General features: G+C 67.3%; 17 protein-coding genes. 11 read left to right on the plus strand and 6 right to left on the minus strand.

Features of this window, described 5'->3' with window-relative positions; all coding sequences use genetic code 11:
• Positions 1-34: 34 nt before the first annotated feature.
• Complete coding sequence (hpnH, locus tag ACNQQL_RS05240) at positions 35-1,195, minus strand: adenosyl-hopene transferase HpnH (protein WP_034181593.1); 1,161 nt, start codon at positions 1,193-1,195, stop codon at positions 35-37.
• 12 nt (positions 1,196-1,207) lie between these two features.
• Entirely contained in the window at positions 1,208-2,149 is a 942-nt protein-coding gene (gene ispH, locus ACNQQL_RS05245) for a 4-hydroxy-3-methylbut-2-enyl diphosphate reductase (protein WP_034181594.1), read from the minus strand.
• A gap of 397 nt (positions 2,150-2,546) precedes the next feature.
• Between ispH and ACNQQL_RS05250 the strand changes: the two genes are divergently transcribed.
• Positions 2,547-3,734 carry a glycosyltransferase gene (locus tag ACNQQL_RS05250; RefSeq protein WP_347063442.1) on the plus strand — a complete coding sequence of 396 codons (1,188 nt, stop codon included), beginning with the start codon at positions 2,547-2,549 and terminating at the stop codon, positions 3,732-3,734.
• Positions 3,735-3,857: 123 nt separating this feature from the next.
• On the opposite strand, the gene ACNQQL_RS05255 is transcribed toward ACNQQL_RS05250, so the two are convergent.
• Positions 3,858-5,261, minus strand: coding sequence for a phage tail protein (locus ACNQQL_RS05255; RefSeq protein WP_347063443.1), 1,404 nt, complete (start codon positions 5,259-5,261; stop codon positions 3,858-3,860).
• 108 nt (positions 5,262-5,369) lie between these two features.
• Entirely contained in the window at positions 5,370-6,377 is a 1,008-nt protein-coding gene (hpnA, locus tag ACNQQL_RS05260; protein WP_347063444.1) for a hopanoid-associated sugar epimerase, read from the minus strand.
• A 202-nt stretch (positions 6,378-6,579) separates the two neighbouring features.
• Here hpnA and ACNQQL_RS05265 point away from each other — a divergent pair, with 202 nt between their 5' ends.
• The 3 genes from ACNQQL_RS05265 to ACNQQL_RS05275 all read left to right on the plus strand — a co-directional run bounded on the left by ACNQQL_RS05265 (position 6,580) and on the right by ACNQQL_RS05275 (position 9,330).
• Positions 6,580-6,876: an acylphosphatase gene (locus ACNQQL_RS05265; protein WP_034187849.1), complete on the plus strand. Its 297-nt coding sequence runs from the start codon at positions 6,580-6,582 to the stop codon at positions 6,874-6,876.
• A gap of 16 nt (positions 6,877-6,892) precedes the next feature.
• The gene (rarD, locus tag ACNQQL_RS05270; RefSeq protein ID WP_347063445.1) at positions 6,893-7,792 is read left to right on the plus strand and encodes an EamA family transporter RarD; all 900 of its coding nucleotides are present in this window, start codon (positions 6,893-6,895) and stop codon (positions 7,790-7,792) included.
• 413 nt (positions 7,793-8,205) lie between these two features.
• On the plus strand, positions 8,206-9,330 hold the full coding sequence (locus tag ACNQQL_RS05275; RefSeq protein WP_347063446.1) for an OpgC domain-containing protein: 1,125 nt from the start codon (positions 8,206-8,208) through the stop codon (positions 9,328-9,330).
• A gap of 46 nt (positions 9,331-9,376) precedes the next feature.
• Here the strand turns inward: ACNQQL_RS05275 and ACNQQL_RS05280 are convergent, their stop codons facing one another.
• Together ACNQQL_RS05280 and ACNQQL_RS05285 are read right to left on the minus strand one after the other, a co-directional pair.
• Entirely contained in the window at positions 9,377-9,583 is a 207-nt protein-coding gene (locus ACNQQL_RS05280; RefSeq protein WP_105390636.1) for a hypothetical protein, read from the minus strand.
• Between the two features lie 117 nt (positions 9,584-9,700).
• Positions 9,701-11,221 carry a peptide MFS transporter gene (locus tag ACNQQL_RS05285; protein WP_072440034.1) on the minus strand — a complete coding sequence of 507 codons (1,521 nt, stop codon included), beginning with the start codon at positions 11,219-11,221 and terminating at the stop codon, positions 9,701-9,703.
• Between the two features lie 498 nt (positions 11,222-11,719).
• On the opposite strand from ACNQQL_RS05285, the gene ACNQQL_RS05290 reads away from it, so the two are divergent.
• From ACNQQL_RS05290 to ACNQQL_RS05320, 7 genes are all read left to right on the plus strand, one after another.
• On the plus strand, positions 11,720-12,301 hold the full coding sequence (locus ACNQQL_RS05290; RefSeq protein WP_034181602.1) for a cupin domain-containing protein: 582 nt from the start codon (positions 11,720-11,722) through the stop codon (positions 12,299-12,301).
• 179 nt (positions 12,302-12,480) lie between these two features.
• Positions 12,481-14,094: a peptide ABC transporter substrate-binding protein gene (locus ACNQQL_RS05295; RefSeq protein WP_347063447.1), complete on the plus strand. Its 1,614-nt coding sequence runs from the start codon at positions 12,481-12,483 to the stop codon at positions 14,092-14,094.
• An 11-nt stretch (positions 14,095-14,105) separates the two neighbouring features.
• Positions 14,106-15,044: an ABC transporter permease subunit gene (locus tag ACNQQL_RS05300; RefSeq protein ID WP_347063448.1), complete on the plus strand. Its 939-nt coding sequence runs from the start codon at positions 14,106-14,108 to the stop codon at positions 15,042-15,044.
• Positions 15,045-15,057: 13 nt separating this feature from the next.
• Entirely contained in the window at positions 15,058-15,960 is a 903-nt protein-coding gene (locus ACNQQL_RS05305) for an ABC transporter permease (RefSeq protein WP_072440038.1), read from the plus strand.
• A gap of 1 nt (position 15,961) precedes the next feature.
• The gene (locus tag ACNQQL_RS05310) at positions 15,962-16,954 is read left to right on the plus strand and encodes an ABC transporter ATP-binding protein (RefSeq protein WP_347063449.1); all 993 of its coding nucleotides are present in this window, start codon (positions 15,962-15,964) and stop codon (positions 16,952-16,954) included.
• Complete coding sequence (locus ACNQQL_RS05315; protein ID WP_347063450.1) at positions 16,951-17,970, plus strand: oligopeptide/dipeptide ABC transporter ATP-binding protein; 1,020 nt, start codon at positions 16,951-16,953, stop codon at positions 17,968-17,970. Before ACNQQL_RS05310 ends, ACNQQL_RS05315 begins: the two co-directional genes overlap by 4 nt.
• 164 nt (positions 17,971-18,134) lie before the next feature.
• The gene (locus ACNQQL_RS05320; protein WP_347063451.1) at positions 18,135-19,607 is read left to right on the plus strand and encodes an OprD family porin; all 1,473 of its coding nucleotides are present in this window, start codon (positions 18,135-18,137) and stop codon (positions 19,605-19,607) included.
• The last annotated feature ends 34 nt before the right edge of the window (positions 19,608-19,641 follow it).

The raw sequence follows: 19,641 nt of genomic DNA on the forward strand, positions 1-19,641 counted from the left end.
GGCACGGCCGCCGCGCGGCGAAATGCGCTTAAGCTTAAGCCGCCGTTGCCGGCTTCGCCGGCTTCTGCAGCTTGCCCTTGCCGGCGCGCTGGATTTCCTCGAGCTTGATCTCGACGTGGCGCGAGAATACGTACTCGGCCGGGCGCTGCTTCGCGATCGAGATGTCCGGTGCGAACGGGCCGTCGGTCTTGATGCCCTTCGTGCTCACGCGCAGCGCTTTCAGCGGGTGCGCGATCGTGTCCATCACGGCCGTTGCCTCGAAGCCGCAGTGGACCATGCAGTCAGCGCACTTCTCGTAGTTGCCGACGCCGTAGTTGTCCCACTCGGTCGTTTCCATCAGTTCCTTGAAGGTCTTCACGTAACCTTCGCCGACCAGGTAGCACGGCTTCTGCCAGCCGAACACCGTACGCGCCGGGTTGCCCCACGGCGTGCACTTGTACGTCTGGTTGCCGGCCAGGAAGTCGAGGAACAGCGACGACTGGCTGAACGACCAGCGCTTGCCGCCTTCGCCGCGCTTCAGGATTTCGCGGAACAGGTTCTTCGTCTTGTCGCGGTTCAGGAAGTGCTGCTGATCCGGCGCGCGCTCGTACGCGTAGCCCGGCGACACCGTGATGCCGTCGACGCCGATTGGCCCCAGCGTGTCGAAGAACTTCGCCACGCGCTCGGGCACCGCATCGTTGAACAGCGTGCAGTTGATGTTCACGCGGAAGCCGCGGCGCTTCGCTTCCTTGATCGCCGCGACGGCCTTGTCGTACACGCCTTCCTGCGACACCGAGTGATCGTGCGCCTGCTGGTCGCCGTCGAGGTGGACCGACCAGACGAAATACGGGCTCGGCGCGTAGTCGTCCATCTTCTTTTCCATCAGCAGCGCGTTCGTGCACAGGTACACGAATTTCTTGCGCTTCATGATGCCCTTGACGATTTCCGGCATCTCCTTGTGGAGCAGCGGTTCGCCGCCGGCGATCGACACGACGGGCGCGCCGCACTCGTCGACGGCCTGCAGGCATTCCTCGACGGACAGGCGCTGGTTCAGGATCGGGTCCGGATAATCGATCTTGCCGCAGCCGTTGCACGCGAGGTTGCAGCGGAACAGCGGCTCGAGCATCAGCGCGAGCGGATAGCGTTTGTTGCCGGACAGGTGCTGGCGCACGATATACGCGCCGACACGGACTTGCTGGAGCAGCGGAATAGACAAGGGATGTCCTCCTTAAACTTCGCGGGCGACAGCTTGCGTGAGCTTCGCCGGCAGCTTGAATTCGACTTTTTCCTCACGGCCCGCCATCGTCGCGACATCGACGGGCCCCAGCGCGCGCAGCGCGCCGATTACATCCTCGACCATCTCTTCGGGCGCCGACGCGCCGGCGGTCAGGCCGACCGTCTGCACGCCCGCAAACCATTCGGCTTTCACTTCCGAGCCGTCGGCGACGAGATAGCTCGGCACACCGCTTTCGGTGCCGATCTCGCGCAGGCGGTTCGAGTTCGAGCTGTTCGTCGCGCCGACGACGAGCAGCACGTCAACCTGTTCGCTCAGCTCGCGCACGGCGGCCTGGCGATTCTGGGTGGCATAGCAGATGTCGCGCGTGTCCGGGCCGACCAGGTCGGTGAACCGGCGCTGCAGCGCTTCGATGATGCCGCGCGTATCGTCGACCGACAGCGTGGTCTGCGTGATGTACGCGACCGGCGTATCGACGGGCAGCGTCAGCGTCGCGACTTCGGCTTCGCTCTGCACGAGGATCACCTCGGCCGGAATCTGGCCGATCGTACCCTCGACTTCCGGGTGGCCCGCGTGGCCGATCAGGATCAGCCGGCGGCCCGCCGCGACATACTGGCGGCCCTGCACGTGCACCTTCGTGACGAGCGGGCAGGTCGCGTCGAGCACGTCGAGCCCGCGCGTTTCCGCGTCGCGCTCGACCGTCTGGGCGACACCGTGCGCGCTGAAGATCGCGACAGCGCCGTGCGGCACCTCGTCGAGTTCCTCAACGAATCGTGCCCCTTTATTACGCAGGTTTTCGACGACATGCCGGTTATGAACGATCTCATGACGCACATAGACCGGCGCGCCGTGCTGTTGCAGCGCGCGATCGACGATCTCGATCGCACGGACAACCCCCGCACAAAAGCCGCGGGGCTGGGCAAGGATGACTCGCATAAGTGAGCGAACTCCGACGACAGACGCCGGGGTTCGAAGAGCTGGCACCAACTCGATCGCCCCGGCTTGAAGTTATGAAGGCAGGAACGAACCGGCCAGACCAGGCCCCGGAACCCCGAATTAATCGCGCATTTTAACCCTATCGGGCAGTCCTTGCTCTGGTGCCGTATCTTCCGTGTTGCAATTGCGTGAGAGCCGCGTCGGCGCTGGCGCGCGCGGAACCCAGTAAACTACGCGGTTTCGCGGGCGGCCGCTCCGGCTGCCCGGCGTCGCGCTCATTTCAAGGCCATTCGATGACCGTCGATTCTTACGCGTATTGCCCGGCCGCCCGAGCGGTTTCGGGCGTTTTGTTCCTGACCCCCATTCAAAACGCCGGCGTCCGGCCGGAGGCGCGCCGATGATGCTGGTGATCGCTTTCCTGGTGTCCGGCCTGTCGCTGATGATCTGGATCGTGCTGCTCGTCGCGCGCGGCGGCTTCTGGCGCGCGGTGCCGGCGCGACCGCTGGCGCCCGACGCGCGCGGTGCGGCGGCCGACGCGGGCTGGCCGGCCGTCGTCGCGGTCGTGCCGGCGCGCAACGAGGCCGACGTGATCGCCCGCGCGGCGACTTCGCTGCTCGAGCAGGATTATCCGGGCGACTTTCATCTGATCATCGTCGACGACCACAGCGACGACGGCACCGCCGACGCGGCCCGTGCGGCGGCGCTCGCGATCAACCGCGCCGACCGGCTGACGGTGCTGGCCGCGAAGCCGCTGCCGGCCGGCTGGTCGGGCAAGGTGTGGGCGCAGTCGCAGGGGATCGCCGCGGTGCAGACGCTCGGCCTGCCGGCCGACTACCTGCTGCTGACGGATGCCGATATCGGCCACCCGCCCGATGCCGTCGCGCAGCTCGTCACGCGCGCGCAGGCCGAGCACCGCGATCTCGTGTCGCTGATGGTGCGGCTGCGCTGCGATTCGTTCTGGGAAAAGGCGCTGATCCCGGCGTTCGTGTTCTTCTTCGCGAAGCTCTACCCGTTCTCGTGGATCAACAACCCGCGCAACAAGACGGCCGGCGCCGCGGGCGGCTGCATGCTCGTGAAGCGCACCGCACTCGAGGAAGCGGGCGGCATCGAGTCGATCCGCGGTGCGCTGATCGACGACTGCAGCCTCGCCGCGCAGATCAAGCATCGCGGCAGCGGCCGCCATCCGATCCGGCTCGACCTGGCCGACCGCAGCGTGTCGCTGCGCCCGTACGACAGCTGGCGCGACATCTGGAACATGATCGCGCGCACCGCGTTCACGCAGCTGCACTATTCGCCGCTGCTGCTGGCCGGCACGCTGCTCGGGATGGCGGTCATCTACCTTGTGCCGCCCGTCGCGGCGCTCGCGTACGGCGCGCGCGCGTGGCCGGCGTGGCTCGCGTGGGCGTCGATGTGCGCCGCGTATGCGCCGATGCTGCGCTACTACCGGCGCTCGCCGCTGTGGGCGCCCGCGCTGCCGCTCGTCGCGCTGTTCTACGTCGGCGCGACGTTCGCGTCCGCGTGGCGCTACTGGCGCGGCAAGGGCGGCCAGTGGAAGGCGCGCGTGCAGGCGCCGGTGGAGCGCTGAGCGTTTCGCGCGCCGTTGGCGCGCGTCCCGGGACGCTGCCGTTCCGGCAGCCGGAAAGCAAACAGCCCGATCGGTGGAAACCGGTCGGGCTGTGTCGTTTTCGGCGGTGCTGGCTGCCGGTGCTTACCGCTGGGTCAGCATCATGTACATCTGGATCACCACGTCGGGCGAGAACGTGAACGGCACCCAGCCGAAGCCGGTGTGGCGGGCGACCAGCAGGCGGTCGCCGTTCGACTGCTTCTGCACGGCCATCATCGGGTTCTTCGTCGACACGAAACGCCAGCCAGGCGGGATGCCCTGCGGCGGTTCCGGCTGCATCGACGCGCGCGCATGCGCCAGTTCCTCGATCAGCTGGCCGAGCTGGTCCGGATTCAGCGTGATCGATTCGCCGTTGATGGTCAGCGCGATCTCGTTCTGCGACGGCCGCGCCACGTGCAGCGTCGCCTTGTCGGCCGGGGCGGCGGCGGCTTCGGTTTCGGCTTCGGCTTCGGCTTCGGTCGCGGCTTCGGCTTGCGCCGGCGCGACGATCGCGGTTCCGGCGTCGGCTGTCGTATCGGCCGCAGCCGGCGCGGATGCGTTCACAGCCGGTTCCGCCGCCGGCGTGTCCGCCGGTGCCGGTTCGACGGTTTCGGCGGCAACGGCCGGAGCGGCAACCGCGTTCGTCGCGGCTTCGTTGACGACGGCCTCGACCAGCGCTTCGGCGTCGGCGACGGCCTTCGCGTGGTGCTGTGCGGCGGCTTCGGCCTGCGCGATCGCTTCGGTATGGCGCTGCGTGAGGGCTTCGGCCTGCGCGGTGGCGTCGGCGTGGCGTTGCGCGGCGGCTTCGGCCTGCGCGATCGCTTCGGCGTGGCGCTGCGTGACGGCTTCGGCCTCGGCGGTCGCATCGGCATGACGCTGCGCGGCGGCCTGCGTTTCGGCAATCGCTTCCGCGTGACGCTGCGCGAGCGCTTCGGCCTCGGCGATCGCGGCTGTATGGCGCTGCGTGGCTGCTTCGGCTTCGGCGGTCGCTTGCGCGTGACGCTTCGCGGCGGCCTCGGCTTCGGCGGCCGCTGCCGCATGGCGCTGCGCGGCCGCATCGGCTTCGGTCGCGGCGGCGTCATGGCGTTGCGCGGCGGCCTCGGCTTCGGCGATCGCGGCTGCGTGTCGTTGCGATGCGGCTTCGGCATCCGCATGACGTTGCGCGAGCGCTTCGGTCCGTGCGGTGGCTTCCGTATGGCGCAGCACGGCGGCCTCGGCTTGCGCGGCGGCATCCGTATGACGGTGGGCGGCGGCTTCGGCGGCGGCGGTGGCTTCCGCGTGGCGCTGCTGCGCGGCTTCGGCCTCGGCGGCTGCCGCCGTGTGGCGCTGCGCTGCGGCCTGCGCTTCGGCTTCCGCGGCGGCGTGACGTTGCGCCGCGGCCTGGGCTTCCGCTGCTGCGGCGCGCGCGAAGGCTTCCGCGCTGCGGGCCGCCTGCTGCGCGGCGTGGTGATCGTGGAGGAGCTGATCGACGCCCGCGTTGAGCGAATCGATCTGATCGTTCAGGTTCATGCGTGTCTTCTCTGCGTAAGACCCGCGATTTTAACCGCTGCGCCGGTGCCGGTCCGCGCGCGACGTGTAACAAAGTGCGCAAGGCGGCGCGCCGCGCGCCGCTTTGTGTTATTTCAGGTACCCCGCCGAGCCGAACCAGTCGAGCGCATCGCGCAGCCCTTCGCGGTACGGGCGCGCACGGTAGCCGAGCTCGCGCTCGGCCTTCGCGGACGTGAAATACATCTTGTTCTTCGACATCCGCAGCCCGTCCACGGTGACGAACGGCTCTTTCTTCGTGAACTTCGCGACCGCTTCGGCACCGACCGCGAGCGGGTACAGCGGCCAGCGCGGCAGCGCGATCGTCGGCGCCTTGCGGCCCGTCATCTGCGCGATGTCGGCCAGCATCTGCTGCAGCGGCAGGTTCTCGCCGCCGAGGATGTAGCGCTCGCCGATCCGGCCGCGCTCGAGCGCGAGGAAGTGACCGTGCGCGACGTCGTCGACGTGCACGAGGTTCAGCCCCGTGTCGACGAACGCGGGGATCTTGCCGAGCGCGGCTTCGACGATGATGCGGCCGGTCGGCGTCGGCTTCACGTCGCGCGGGCCGATCGGCGTCGACGGGTTGACGATCACGGCCGGCAGCCCTTCGTCGGCGATCATCCGCTCGACCGCGCGTTCCGCGAGCACCTTGCTGCGCTTGTAGACGCCGATCGCCTGCTCGGGCGTGAGCGGCCGGTTTTCGTCGGACGGGTCGCCCGCGCTCGTGACCTTCAGCGTCGCGACGCTGCTCGTGTAGACGATCCGCTCGACGCCTTCGGCGCGTGCCGCGCGCATTGTCGCGACCGCGCCTTCGAGGTTCGCGCGCTCGATCTCGTCGGGATCGGGCGCCCACAGCCGGTAGTCGGCCGCCACGTGCAGCAGGTAGCGCACGCCGCGCAGCGCGGCGCGCATCGACGCCTCGTCGCGCATGTCGCCGGTGACGATCTCGGCGTCGAGATCCGCGACGTTCGTGAGCGGGCTGGTCGGGCGCACGAGCACGCGCACCGCATAGCCTTTCTGCTGCGCGATGCGCGCGACGGCCGAGCCGACGAAACCGGACGCGCCGGTGACGAGAACGAGATCGCGGGAGGTATCAGTCATGCGTTTCCTTCAGGGCCGCGCGCGAGCGGCGCGGCGGTTGAGCGTCGGCGAGATTGTACGTGGTCGGCGCGCGCGGCGACGCAACGCCGGCGCCGGGCGGGCCGTGCTTCCCTGGCGGCGTGCGGCCGGTCCGCCGCACGCGTGTGCGAAGCGGCCGACCCGACTACAATGCCGGGCTTGAATGCAACGGGAGGGCGACGCGATGAGCCGCAATGAACTGGACGAACGGATCGAGACCTACTACGTGCGGGTGCGCGGCGTCGTGCAGGGCGTCGGCTTCCGTCATGCGACGGTGCGCGAGGCGCATGCGCTGAAGCTGCGCGGCTGGGTCGCGAATCTCGAGGACGGCAGCGTCGAGGCGATGATCCAGGGCCCCGGCGCGCAGATCGACCGGATGCTCGCGTGGCTGCGCCACGGGCCGCCGGCCGCGCGCGTGACCGAGGTGACGTTCGAGGAACGCCGGACCGAAAGGCGCTTCGAGCGTTTCCAGCAGCAGTAACAGGCGCACGACAACCATGACGGGGTATCCGGAAGCCGGGCGCGGCCTCATGCTGTCGGTGACGGCATCGACGCTGTTCGCGCTGATGTCGGTTTACGCGAAGCTGCTCGCGCCGCTCACCGGGCTCGACATCTTCGCGTGGCGCGTACTGTGGACCGCGCCGGGCGCGCTCGCGCTGATCGCGTTGCGCGACCGCTGGCCCGCGCTCGTCGACCTCGCGCGGCGCAGCGTGCGCGACTGGCGTCTGCTGATTGCGCTGCCCGCGAGCGCGGCGCTGCTCGGCCTGCAGTTGTGGCTGTTCCTGTGGGCGCCGCTGCACGGCCGCATGCTCGAGGTGTCGCTCGGCTATTTCTTGCTGCCGCTGACGATGGTGCTCGTCGGCCGCTTCTACTATCACGAACGCCTCGACCCGCTGCAATGGGCGGCGGTCGCGTGCGCCGCGCTCGGCGTCGTGCACGAAGTATGGGCGACGCGCGCGTTCGCGTGGCCGACGCTCGTCGTCGCGCTCGGCTATCCGCCGTATTTCGTGCTGCGCCGCCGGATCAACGCGGATTCGCTGGCCGCGTTCGCGATCGAGATCGTGCTGCTGTGCCCGGTCGCGTTCGCGATGGTCGCGGCAAGCACGACGCGCGTCGCGAGCAATCCGGTGCTGTGGGCCGCGCTGTTGCCGGGGCTCGGCGTGCTCAGCACGCTCGCGCTCGCGAGCTACCTGAAGGCGAGCCGGATGCTGCCGATGGCGCTGTTCGGGATACTCGGCTACGTCGAGCCCGTGCTGCTCGTCGCGGTGTCGCTGCTGCTGCTCGGCGAGACGCTGAGCGTCGCGAAGCTCGCGACATACGGGCACATCTGGGTCGCCGTCGCGCTGACCGCGTGGCACAGCGCAATGCTGATGCGGCGCTTGCCCGCACGCGGATAAGTTTCGATCTCGATTGCGGTGCGGCGGCCGCGCGGATCGCGCCACGCATCGTGTGTCGCTGGTCGATCGAACAGCGGTCGAACCGTGATCGAACACATCGATACTGACCGCAAACTGGCGACGCGCTGGCGTGATTCTGGCGGCGCTGCCCGCTTCATGTCGCCGGTCTCACGCTTGTAATCGAACAGAAGATTCGGTTGCATTTTGTTACTTAGGGTCTCCCCGGATCGGCCATTAGACTGGCCTGACCGACTTCCCTTCGTATGCAGCTTTCCAATGAACGGTCATCTCCGTGCCTGGCCGGCCGGGTTGGCGCGATGCGGGCATACGCGCATCGCCGCTGATCGCGCTCGCCTTCTCATTCCCGATCCATTCCCCGGCGCCTGTCGCGCCGCCGTTGCGCAGGTGCGCTCATGTCGTTGAGCATGCCGTCTTCCGCCGCGGTTCAGCCGTCGCGCAGCGGCCGCCTGATCGAAGTCGATTTCTTCCGCGGGCTCGTGCTGTTGATGATCGTCGTCGATCACATCGGCGCGAGCGTGCTGTCGCGCGTGACGCTGCACGCGTTCGCGCTGTGCGACGCGGCCGAGGTGTTCGTCTTTCTCGGCGGCTTCGCGACCGCGAGCGCGTACGGCGCGATCGCCGAACGGCACGGCGCGCGTGCCGCACAGCGCCGGTTCGTGCGCCGCGCGATGCAGATCTACCGCGCGTTTCTCGCGACGTCGACGCTGATGCTCGTCGTGTCGGCCGTGCTCGATCACTACGGGATCGATGCGCCGAACCTCGCGCTCGACGACGTCAGCGTGATGCTTGCTTCGCCGCTCACGGGCCTCGCCGAATTGCTGACGTTCCAGCGCCAGCCGTATCTCGCGTCGGTACTGCCGATGTACGTGCTGTTCGCGCTCGCGTCGCCGGTGCTCGTGCCGTTCGCGCGCCGCCATCCGTGGCTGCTGGTCGCGCTCGGCGTCGCGTCGTGGCTGGCGGCGGGCTGGCTCGGCCCCGAACTGCTGGATACCGACGGCTTCCGCTGGAGCTTCAACCCGTTTGCATGGCAACTGATGTTCGTCGCCGGCGTGCTCGCGCGCTGCCAGCCGTTCTACCGGCGCATCGCGCTCGGGCGGTGGGGTGCCGCGGCGACCGGCGTCGCGTGCGCGGTCGTGCTCGGCTGTGCGAGCTACAAGCTGTTCTCCGGGCTGCCGCTGCCCGAAGGCGTGCTCAAGCGCGATCTCGCGCTGCCGCGCGTCGTGAGCTTCGCGGCCGTCGCGTGGCTGATGGCCGATTGCGTGCGCTACGGCTGGATCGCGCGGATCGCGCAGGGCGTGCAACCCGTCGTCGCGATCGGCCAGCGCGGGCTGATCTGCTTCGTCGCGGGCGCGGCGATTTCGCTCGTCATCGATTCGCTGCTGCACCCGGTCGCGCACGGCGCCGATCTGCGGCACGTCGGCGTGGGCCTCGTGGCCGACGCATGCGCGCTCGGGCTGATGATGGCCGTGGCCGGTTCGGGAACGTGGATCGCGCGGTGGCGTAGTGCGGCCGCATGAGCGGCGCGGGAAGAGGCGCGTGCGGCACGCAACGTGCCGCACGGCGTCAGTGAGGTGAGCCGATACGGGAGCGGGGAACGGCGGTTGCGTCGTCGGATTCGGCGTCGTCGCGGTCGTCCGGCGCCGGGTCGTCGTGCTCCGCGAGTACCGCGTCGGCTTCGGCTGCGGCGCGGGCGGCGCGAATCGCGGTGCAGCGCTGAGCGTGCCGGATGTCCGACAGTATCCTCAGCAGCCGCGTGGTCTTGCTTTTCATGATCTTCTCCCGCCAGTGCGCATCGCGACGGATCGGATGCGTTTCCACCAGTGTAGGACGCGATCGCGCAACCGGCAGGGGAATGTGGCGTGCATGCCGCACGCCAAGGGATAGTACTTACTGGGCCGCGGTGACGGCCTGCGCCTGCAGCGCCTCCTCGCGGCGCTCTTCCGCACAGCGCTGATGCTGGCGCGACAGGCGGTTCATCAGCGGCAGCAGCAGCAGCGCGAGCAGCATGCCGATCGCGGCGAGCCAGCCGAGCTTCTCGAACAGCGACAGGTAGAGCGGCAGCGATTCGGTGGCCGGCAGCTCGTGCGACGGCATCTGCGCGAAGTTCGCGACGACGCTGCCGAGATACTGCGACACGCCCGTCGCGACGAAATACGCACCCATCATGAAGCCGCTCATGCGCGCCGGCACGTAGCGGGCGATCATCGCGAGGCCGAGGCCGCTCACCAGCAGTTCGCCGAGCGAGTAGAGGCCGTAGCCCCACACCATGAACCACGACGACACGCGGCCGTCGACCGCGTAGCGGCCGCTGATCGTGAACACCAGGTAGCCCGCGGCGACCGCGCCGAAGCCGAGCGCGTACTTCGCGGCGACCGGCAGGTCGCGGCCGCCCTTCGCGACGGCGTTGTAGACCCACACGAGCACCGGGCTCAGCAGCATGATCCAGATCGGGTTCAGCGCCTGGAACTGCGCGGCGCTCCACGTGAACAGCGTCGTGCCGAACAGGATGAAGCGCGGATCGACGTTGCGCAGCGCGAACAGCGTCAGCGACGTCGACATCTGCACGTAGAAGATGAAGAACAGGATCACCTGGCCGATCAGCACGAGCGCCGCGATCAGGCCCGCGCGTTCCGAGCGCTCCGACTTCGCGATCATGTACGCGAAGATCGCGAGGATCGCGAACGCTGCCGTCCACACGCTGGCGACCGCGAGCTGCTTGTGCTGCAGCACGTACAGCGTGATCAGCGCGAGCGCGACGCCGCCTGCCGCGACCGCGCCGAGGCGCTTCCAGCGGATCGGCTGTTCGTCCGGCTGCGAGCCGACATGCGCGAGCGTGCGGTGCATCAGCATGAAGTTGAGGATCGCGAGCAGCATGCCGCCGCAGCAGACCGCGAACGCGGCGTGCCAGCCCCAGTGATCCTTGATCCACGGCGTCGCGAGCATCGACACCGTCGAGCCGATGTTGACCGCCATGTAGTAGATCGTGAACGCGCTGTCGATGCGCGCATCGTCGCCTTCATAGATGCGGCGCACGAGGTTCGCCGCGTTGGCCTTGAACAGGCCGTTGCCGACGACGATCACGCCGAGCGACGCGTACATGTACGTCAGGTGATCGTTCGGTACCGCGAGCATCAGGTAGCCGGCGCACAGCACGGCCGCGCCGATGATCATCGTGCGGCGGGCGCCGAGCACCTTGTCGCCGATCCAGCCGCCGATCGACGGTGCCGCATAGACGAGCGCGGTGAACGCACCCCAGGTCAGGTTCGCATGGCTGTCGGTGAAACCGAGCCGGTCGACCATGAAGAGGACCAGGAGCGCGGCCATGCCGTAGTAGCCGAAGCGCTCCCACATTTCGATGAGGAAGACCGTCGTGAACGATCGGGTTTGTGAAACAGGTGAATGCATCATCAATCTCGGTTGAAACGGACGGCACGGATCACGCGTCGTCTTGGGTCTAACTGGCGCCTGTGCACAATGGGCCGGGTAGGCTTGGCATCGGCGATGGAACAGTCGGGCGGTTAGCCCGGGCCGGGAGCGAACACCGCCCGATGAGGCGGGGAACGGCCCCGACCGGCGCGCGGATGGTAACGTTCGCCGGTCCGGTGCGTCCGGTATGCGCCACTAAGGGAAACTCCCGATATGGCAGCAACTTTCAGGAAGATTCGTCTCATCATCTATTTGTAAACTTCTGGGCGGGCCCTCCGAAGATTCCCGGAGAGCCGCTTGCAGCTTGCCTGTGAAGCCGGCGAGTCTGGCAAGATAGCGCGTCGTTTCGCTCGCTTCGTGCCCTGTTTAGTGCGCCGGGCTCAACACCGAAGGCGTGTGCGAACCTGAAGACTAAGCTATATCGATCTAACTTAGTTATTTTCCATCAAACATTTTTTGACGATCACTTTTCGGCCTGCTATGGTTCCCCCCACTGAAAACTCGCGGTCAGCAGACGCTGCCGCCGTACTGGGCAGCAAGATTCGCGCGTTGCGCCAACGACTCAAGCGCACGCTCGACGACACCGCTACCGCCGCGGGGATTTCGAAGCCGTTTCTGTCTCAAGTCGAGCGCGGGCTCGCGTCGCCGTCACTGACGTCGCTGGCCGGTATCGCGCACGCGCTCGGTGTGACGGTGCAGTACTTCGTGGATACGCCGAGCGAGGAACGCTCGGTCTGCCGAGGCGAGCAGTTGCGCTTCTTCGGGTTTGCCGATTCGGCGAACCTGTTCGCGCGGCTGACGAACGTATCCGAAGGGCGACAGCTCGAGGCGATCCTCGTGAGGTTGCCGCCGGGGCAGAAGCGGTCGGAAGTGACGACACATGCAGGAGAAGAGTTCCTGTATGTGATTGAAGGGGAAGTGTCTCTGACGCTGGAAGGCAAGACGTTCGTCCTGCAGGCCGGCGACAGTTCGCACTATCAGTCGACGGTCCCGCACAGCTGGGTCAACACCGCGAAGATCGAGTCGGTGGTGGTCTGGGTCGGTACGCCGAGGCTGTTCTAACGCACAGGTATTCCTTCGTTTCCAAGACGGGATGCCTGTCGAAAGAAACGTAAGGAATACTAAGATGAAATACGGGAATCACGGGCCTCCTCGATCGCTGCACCCGTCAGCGTCTCACGCGTAATCCGCGGCATTCGCCGCGCGACGCTCACCGAACCCACTTTCTCAAGACTGCCACGATGAAATCCTTGCATGCCATGTCGGCCGTGCTGGCCGCGCTCGCCCTGACGACGCCCGTCGCCCACGCCGTTACCGTTCCGTCGAACGTCGCGCTCGCTCCTCAGCAGGACCTGACGCGACAGGTGCCTGCCGAGGTCGAGTCGCTCGACCCCGCGCACATCGAATCGTGGACCGGCAACACGATCGGCCTCGACCTGTTCGAAGGGCTCGCCCGCATCGATGCGGCCGGCCAGGTCGTGCCGGGCGTCGCGCTGTCGTGGGAGCGCAAGACGCCGCAGACGTGGATCTTCAAGCTTCGCCACGACGCGAAGTGGAGCAACGGCCAACCGGTGACGGCCGCCGATTTCGTCTATGCGTGGCAGCGCCTCGTCGATCCGAAGACGGGCTCGAAATACACGATCCTCGTCGAGTTCGTGAAGAACTCGAAGGACATCATCGCCGGCAAGGCTGCGCCGTCGACGCTCGGCGTGCGCGCCGTCGACCCGTACACGCTCGAGGTGACGACCGACGTGCCCGTCGCGTTCTTCCCGGAGCTGACCGCGATGGTGCCGCTCGCGCCGGTGAACAAGGACACGGTGACGAAGCTCGGCGACGCGTGGACGCGCCCGGGCAACATCGTCAGCAACGGCCCGTTCCAGCTGGTCGACTGGCAGCCGAACAACCGCATCGTGATCTCGAAGGACGCGAAATACTGGAACGCGCCGAAGGTCGTGATCAACAAGGTCACGTACCTGCCGATCGAAAGCGACGAGACCGCGATGCGCATGTACCAGGCCGGCCAGATCGACTACAGCTACTCGATTCCGTCGGGGATCTTCCAGCAGGTCAGCAAGCAGTTCGGCGGCGAACTGCGCCAGGGCCTGCAACTCGCGACGTACTACTACTACCTGAACAACAGCGATCCGGCGCTGAAGGACAAGCGCGTGCGCCAGGCGCTGTCGATGGTGCTCGATCGCGAGGTGCTGACCTCGAAGCTCACGCAGGCCGGCGAGAAGCCGATGTACGGGCTGATGCCGAACGGCACGAAGGGCGTGCAGCCGTTCATGCCGGACTGGGCGTCGTGGCCGATGGCCAAGCGCGTCGAGACGGCGAAGAACCTGCTGAAGCAGGCCGGCTACTCGGATGCGAAGCCGCTGTCGTTCACGCTGACCTACAACACCAACGACCTGCACAAGAAGGTCGCGCTGTTCGCCGCGTCGGAATGGCGCACGAAGCTCGGCATCAACACCAAGCTCGAGAACGTCGAGTTCAAGGTGCTGATGAAGGAGCGGCATGACGGCAAGGTGCAGATCGCGCGCGACGGCTGGTTCGCCGACTACAACGACGCGATGACGTTCTTCGACCTGCTGCGTTGCGGCAGCGCGCAGAACACCGTCGGCTACTGCAACAAGCAGGCCGACGCACTCGTCGACGAAGGCAACCAGAAGCTCGACGACAAGGCGCGTGCCGCGCTGCTCACGCAGGCACACGACCTCGCGCTGAACGACACGCCGATGGTGCCGCTGTTCCAGTACTCGGCCGACCGTCTCGTGAAGCCCTATGTGGGCGGCTACTCGCTGAAGAACGTGATCGACATGCGTGCTTCGCAGGACATGTACCTGATCAAGCACTGAGCGGAGCGATCATGCTGGCCTACGCACTGAGACGCACGTTGTGGGCGGTGCCGACGATTCTCGCGGTCGTCACCGTCTGCTACCTGCTGCTGCACTTCACGCCCGGCGGCCCGTTCGATACGGAGAAGCAGCTTTCCGCGGCAACGCTCGCGAACCTGAACGCGAAGTACCACCTCGACCAGCCGCTGTGGAAGCAGTACCTGCTGTATCTCGACGCGCTGCTGCACGGCGATCTCGGTCCGTCGTTTCGCTATGTCGACTGGTCCGTGAACGATCTCGTGCGCAAGGCGCTGCCGGTGAGTCTCGGCGTAGGCGGCGTGTCGATCCCGATCTCGATCGGGCTCGGCGTGCTGCTCGGCACAGTCGCGGCCGTGCGCCGCGACAGCTTCGTCGACCGCATCGTGATGCTGATCGGCAACATCGGCAACGTCGTGCCGCCGTTCGTGCTCGGCCCGGTGCTCGTGTGGATCTTCGCGATCCTGCTGAAAACCTCGGCCGGCAACGGCTGGCTGCCGGCGGGCGGCTGGGGTGACGGCGGCTGGCAGTACCGGCTGCTGCCGATCGTGCTGCTGACCTTCATCAACATGTCGCTGCTCGCGCGGGTGATGCGCGGCTCGATGATCGAGACGCTGTCGAGCAACTACATCCGCACCGCGCGCGCGAAAGGCCTGCCGGGCTCGACGATCGTGCTGCGCCACGCGCTGAAGCCTGCGCTGATGCCGGTCGTTTCGCTGTTCGGCACGGTCTGCATCTCGTCGATCACCGCAGCCGTCGTCACCGAATCGGTGTTCGCGCTGCCTGGGCTCGGGCAGCTCGTCGTGAACGGCGCGATCAACCGCGACTACACGCTGGTGCTCGGCCTCGTCGTGCTGACGACCGTCTGCGCGGTGCTGTTCAACCTGCTGGTCGACCTCGCGTACGCGTGGCTCGATCCGCGCATCCGTTATTGAGCGAGGCACTGCGATGACTCCGACTACTCCCGTCGTCGGCCTGCCCGTGCAGACCGACTCGCCGCCGCGTTCGCGCTCGCCGCTCGCGCTTGCGATGGCGCGTTTCCTTCACAACCGCGCGGCCGTGTTCAGCCTCGTGCTGCTCGCACTGATCACGATCACGTGCTTCGTCGGCCCGTGGGTGCTCGCGGCCGATCCCGCCGCAAGCGACTGGGGCTCGATCAGTCTCCCGCCGACGTGGACGAACCAGCACTGGTTCGGCACCGACGAGCTCGGCCGCGACCTGCTCGTGCGCACGCTGATCGGCGGCCGCGTGTCGATCGAGGTCGGCCTGCTCGGCACGCTCGTGTCGGGCCTGTTCGGCGTCGCGTGGGGCGCGACCGCGGGCTTCGCGGGCGGCCGCGTCGACTCCGTGATGATGCGCATCGTCGACATGATGTACGCGATCCCGTACCTGCTGATCGCGATCCTGATGATGACCCTGTTCGGCCGCTCGTTCATGCTGGTCGTGCTGACCATCAGCGCGTTCTCGTGGATCGACATGGCGCGTGTCGTACGCGGCCAGACGCTGTCGCTGCGAAGCCGCGAGTTCGTCGATGCGGCGCGCGCGATTGGCGTGACGCCGGCGTCGATCGTGCTGCGCCACGTCGTGCCGAACCTGCTTGGCGTCGTCGTTGTGTATGCAACTGTTTCGGTGCCGAACATCGTGCTGACCGAATCGGTGCTGTCGTTCCTCGGCCTCGGCGTGCAGGAACCGATGACGAGCTGGGGCGTGCTGATTCAGGACGGCGCGCAGAAACTGGAATCGATGCCGTGGCTGCTGCTGGCCCCGGCCGTCATGCTGTGCGTGACGCTCTACTGCGTGAACTTCGTTGGCGACGGCCTGCGTGACGCGCTCGACCCGAAGGATCGCTGAGATGGGTGCACTACTCGAAGTCGACAACCTCGGCGTGCGCTTCACGCGCAAGGACGCGCCGCCGATCGACGCCGTGAGCGGCGTGTCGTTCTCGCTCGAAGCCGGCAAGACGCTCGGCATCGTCGGCGAATCGGGCTCCGGCAAGAGCCAGACCGTGATGGCGCTGCTCGGCCTGCTGGCCGGCAACGGCACGACGACCGGCACCGCGCGCTACCGCGGCGACAACCTGCTCGAGATGGATACGCGCGCGCTGAACGCGGTGCGCGGCGACCGGATCGCGATGATCTTCCAGGATCCGATGACGTCGCTCAATCCGTTCCTGACGATCGAGCGGCAGATGACCGAGACGCTGCAGCTGCATCGCAAGCTGTCGCGCAAGGAAGCGACCAAGCGCGCGATCGAGGCGCTCGAATCGGTGCGCATTCCCGACGCGGCGCGCCGCATCCGCATGTATCCGCACGAGTTCTCGGGCGGCATGCGCCAGCGCGTGATGATCGCGATGGCGCTGCTGTCCGAGCCGGAAATCCTGATCGCCGACGAGCCGACCACCGCGCTCGACGTGACCGTGCAGGCGCAGATCATCGACCTGCTGCGCGAGTTGAACCGCGAGCGCGGCACCGCGATCGTGCTGATCACGCACGACATGGGCGTGGTCGCCGGCCTCGCGGACGACGTGATGGTCATGTATGCGGGCCGCACCGTCGAATACGCGCCGGCCGATTCGATCTTCGCGGCGCCGTCGCATCCTTACACGATCGGCCTGCTCAACGCGCTGCCGCGCCTGACCGACGCGGACGACGCGCCGCTCGTCGCGATTCCCGGCAACCCGCCGATGCCCGGCACCGCGCCGGCCGGCTGCGCGTTCGCAAAGCGCTGCACGTATGCGGAAGAACGCTGCGGCGTCGCGCGCCCCGCGCTCGAAACTTATGGCGCCGTGGGCGCGGTGCGCGCATGCCACCGCCCGGTGGCCGATCTGGCGGGAGGTCTGCGATGAGCGTCAATGAAAGCCGCAATGCCGGCGCGACGGACGACACGCTGCTGTCCGTCGACGATCTGAAGGTGCATTTCCGCGTGCCGCTCGGCGGCTATCCGTGGTCGCCGAAGGGCACGCTGCGCGCGGTCGACGGTGTGTCGTTCGACGTGAAGCGCGGCGAGACGGTCGGGCTCGTCGGCGAATCGGGCTGCGGGAAGTCGACGCTCGCGCGCGCGCTGATCGGCCTCGTGCCGATGACGGCCGGCACCGTGAAATGGCGCGGCGAAGCCGTCGCGCCCGATCACCTGCGCGGTAACGCGATGCGGCGCGAAGTGCAGATGATCTTCCAGGATCCGCTCGCATCGCTCGATCCGCGCATGACGATCGAGCAGGTCGTCGCCGAGCCGCTCGTCACGCACCAGGCCGGCCTCGGCCGCACCGAAGTGCGCCGTCGCGTGGTCTCGATGCTCGAACGCGTCGGCCTGAACGCGCATCACCTGCTGCGTTATCCGCACGAATTCTCCGGCGGGCAGTGCCAGCGGGTCGGCATCGCACGCGCGCTGATCGGCGAGCCGAAGCTCGTGATCTGCGACGAACCTGTCTCGGCGCTCGACGTGTCGATCCAGGCGCAGATCGTAAACCTCCTGCGTGACCTGCAGCGCGAACTGTCGTTGTCCTATCTGTTCGTTGCACACGATCTCGCCGTGGTGAAGGCGATCAGCCAGCGTGTGCTCGTGATGTATCTCGGCCGCGTGATGGAGTTCGGCACGCGGCATGACGTGTACGGCGTGCCGCAGCACCCGTACACGAAGGCGCTGCTCGATGCGGCGCCGACGCCGGAGCCGGCGCGCGAGCGTGCTCGCCGTCCGATGCTGCTGGCGGGCGAGATGCCCTCGCCGCTCAACCCGCCGTCGGGCTGCGCGTTCCGCACGCGCTGCCCGGTCGCGATCGACGCGTGCGCGCAGGACGTGCCGCTGCCGGAAGTACGGCAGGGGTCGGCGGCGCGTGTCGCGTGCATCCGCGCGGGCGCGGCGTGATTTGAAGTAACGCATCAAATAAAACCAGGCAGGTCAACAGGGGTAGGTACGGCGCGAACGATCTTCGCGCCGCGGGTACAGGCGCGTCCTTAGCCGGGCACGCCGGGGGGCCGGGAGCGGATCGCAACCGGCGTGGACGATATCAACACAAGACGAGAATCACGATGAAAAAGCAGAAGACGATCGGGACGGCATCGAAGATGCTGCTTGCATGGGGACTGCCGGCACTCGCCGGCGTCTCGCTGACGGGCGTCGCGCACGCCGACGACGCAGCCCCCGCGCCGCTGACGGTCGCGCAGGCCGCGCCGGCCGCCGGCACGGGCACGGCCGTTGCGCAGGCAACGACCCCGAACGCCGTCATCAACGCCGAGGCGACCCAGGCCGTCACGCCGCCCGACGAACCGTCGGCCCAGTCGAAGTCGAAGGGCTTCATCGCCGACAGCCATCTCGACTTCCTGTTCCGCAACTATGCGGACGTGCTCGACAGCAAGGGCGGCCCGCATCGCCACGCGTGGGTCCAGGGCGCGATGGCGAACTTCGAGTCGGGTTATACGACGGGCCTGATCGGTATCGGCTTCGACGCGTCGCTGTATGCGGCACTGAAGCTCGACGGCGGCCAGGGCGCCGGCAGCATGGTGCACATCGCGAAGGGCGGCGGCGGCGGCAACCAGCTCGCGTGGGCCTACCCCGGCATCTACGACATCAAGGCGCGCATCTCGAACACGGTGGTCAAGTACGGTCTGCAGGCCGTCGACAACCCGTTCATGGAGCAGCACGACAACCGTGCTCTGCCGCCGACGTTCCTCGGTGCGACGATCGTCAGCAATGAATTCAAGAACGTGATGCTCGAGGCCGGCAGCTTCACGAAGACCGACGCGCGCGGTCATACGACGCTCACCAACCTGACGACGCAATACGGCGGCACGCGCATCAATCGCCTGTCGTATGTCGGCGGCACGTGGGATTACTCGCCGAACGGCGAAGTCGCGCTGTACGCGAACCAGGCCGACGACGTGTGGCACCAGTACTACGCCTCGGTGAAGCACAGCATCGGCAGCCCGCAGACGATCAAGTGGACGGGCTTCGGCAACGTCTATTCGACGCACGACACGGGCGATGCACTGCAGGGCAAGATCGACAACAACGCATACAGCCTGTCGGTGGCCGCGCAGCACGGCCCGCACGAGCTGCTGCTCGGCTTCCAGCAGGTGCTCGGCGACCAGTTCTTCGATTATCTGAACGAAACGAACGGCATCTTCCTGACCAACTCGATGGACGTCGACTACAACGCGCCGCACGAAAAGTCGCTGCAGCTGCGTTACACGTTCTACGGCAAGGAAGCGGGCCTGCCGGGCTTTAAGGCAATGGTCTGGGGCGTGACGGGCTGGGGTGCGGACGGCAGCGCGGGCGCGGCGAACGACCCGAGCAAGTCGAGCATCTACTGGAGCAACGGCGCGCCGGTGCAGGGCCGTCACCACGAGTTCGGCTTCATCCCGTCGTACACGTTCCAGAGCGGCAAGCTGAAGGACACGAAGGTCACGTTCATCGCGATGTGGCACAACGGCTCGGCGCACTACTCGGATGCGACCAACACCGAGTACCGTCTGGTCGTGAACCTGCCGCTGCACGCGTTCTGATCGAAGGGGGGCGCCAGTCCCCCGCATCGCGCGG

The organism is Burkholderia sp. LFS061, assembly GCF_047978125.1.
GTDB classification, from domain to species: Bacteria; Pseudomonadota; Gammaproteobacteria; order Burkholderiales; family Burkholderiaceae; genus Burkholderia; species Burkholderia pyrrocinia_C.

Excerpts from the sequence above, each read along its gene's own strand:
- ACNQQL_RS05250 (WP_347063442.1), top strand. The coding sequence starts at position 2,547 with ATGATGCTGGTGATCGCTTTCCTGGTGTCCGGCCTGTCGCTGATGATC.
- ACNQQL_RS05320 (WP_347063451.1), top strand. The coding sequence starts at position 18,135 with ATGAAAAAGCAGAAGACGATCGGGACGGCATCGAAGATGCTGCTTGCA.
- hpnA (WP_347063444.1), bottom strand. The coding sequence starts at position 6,377 with ATGACTGATACCTCCCGCGATCTCGTTCTCGTCACCGGCGCGTCCGGT.
- ACNQQL_RS05265 (WP_034187849.1), top strand. The coding sequence starts at position 6,580 with ATGAGCCGCAATGAACTGGACGAACGGATCGAGACCTACTACGTGCGG.
- ACNQQL_RS05305 (WP_072440038.1), top strand. The coding sequence starts at position 15,058 with ATGACTCCGACTACTCCCGTCGTCGGCCTGCCCGTGCAGACCGACTCG.
- ACNQQL_RS05280 (WP_105390636.1), bottom strand. The coding sequence starts at position 9,583 with ATGAAAAGCAAGACCACGCGGCTGCTGAGGATACTGTCGGACATCCGG.
- ACNQQL_RS05290 (WP_034181602.1), top strand. The coding sequence starts at position 11,720 with ATGGTTCCCCCCACTGAAAACTCGCGGTCAGCAGACGCTGCCGCCGTA.
- rarD (WP_347063445.1), top strand. The coding sequence starts at position 6,893 with ATGACGGGGTATCCGGAAGCCGGGCGCGGCCTCATGCTGTCGGTGACG.
- ACNQQL_RS05315 (WP_347063450.1), top strand. The coding sequence starts at position 16,951 with ATGAGCGTCAATGAAAGCCGCAATGCCGGCGCGACGGACGACACGCTG.
- ACNQQL_RS05300 (WP_347063448.1), top strand. The coding sequence starts at position 14,106 with ATGCTGGCCTACGCACTGAGACGCACGTTGTGGGCGGTGCCGACGATT.
- ACNQQL_RS05255 (WP_347063443.1), bottom strand. The coding sequence starts at position 5,261 with ATGAACCTGAACGATCAGATCGATTCGCTCAACGCGGGCGTCGATCAG.
- ACNQQL_RS05310 (WP_347063449.1), top strand. The coding sequence starts at position 15,962 with ATGGGTGCACTACTCGAAGTCGACAACCTCGGCGTGCGCTTCACGCGC.
- ACNQQL_RS05275 (WP_347063446.1), top strand. The coding sequence starts at position 8,206 with ATGTCGTTGAGCATGCCGTCTTCCGCCGCGGTTCAGCCGTCGCGCAGC.
- ACNQQL_RS05285 (WP_072440034.1), bottom strand. The coding sequence starts at position 11,221 with ATGATGCATTCACCTGTTTCACAAACCCGATCGTTCACGACGGTCTTC.
- ispH (WP_034181594.1), bottom strand. The coding sequence starts at position 2,149 with ATGCGAGTCATCCTTGCCCAGCCCCGCGGCTTTTGTGCGGGGGTTGTC.
- ACNQQL_RS05295 (WP_347063447.1), top strand. The coding sequence starts at position 12,481 with ATGAAATCCTTGCATGCCATGTCGGCCGTGCTGGCCGCGCTCGCCCTG.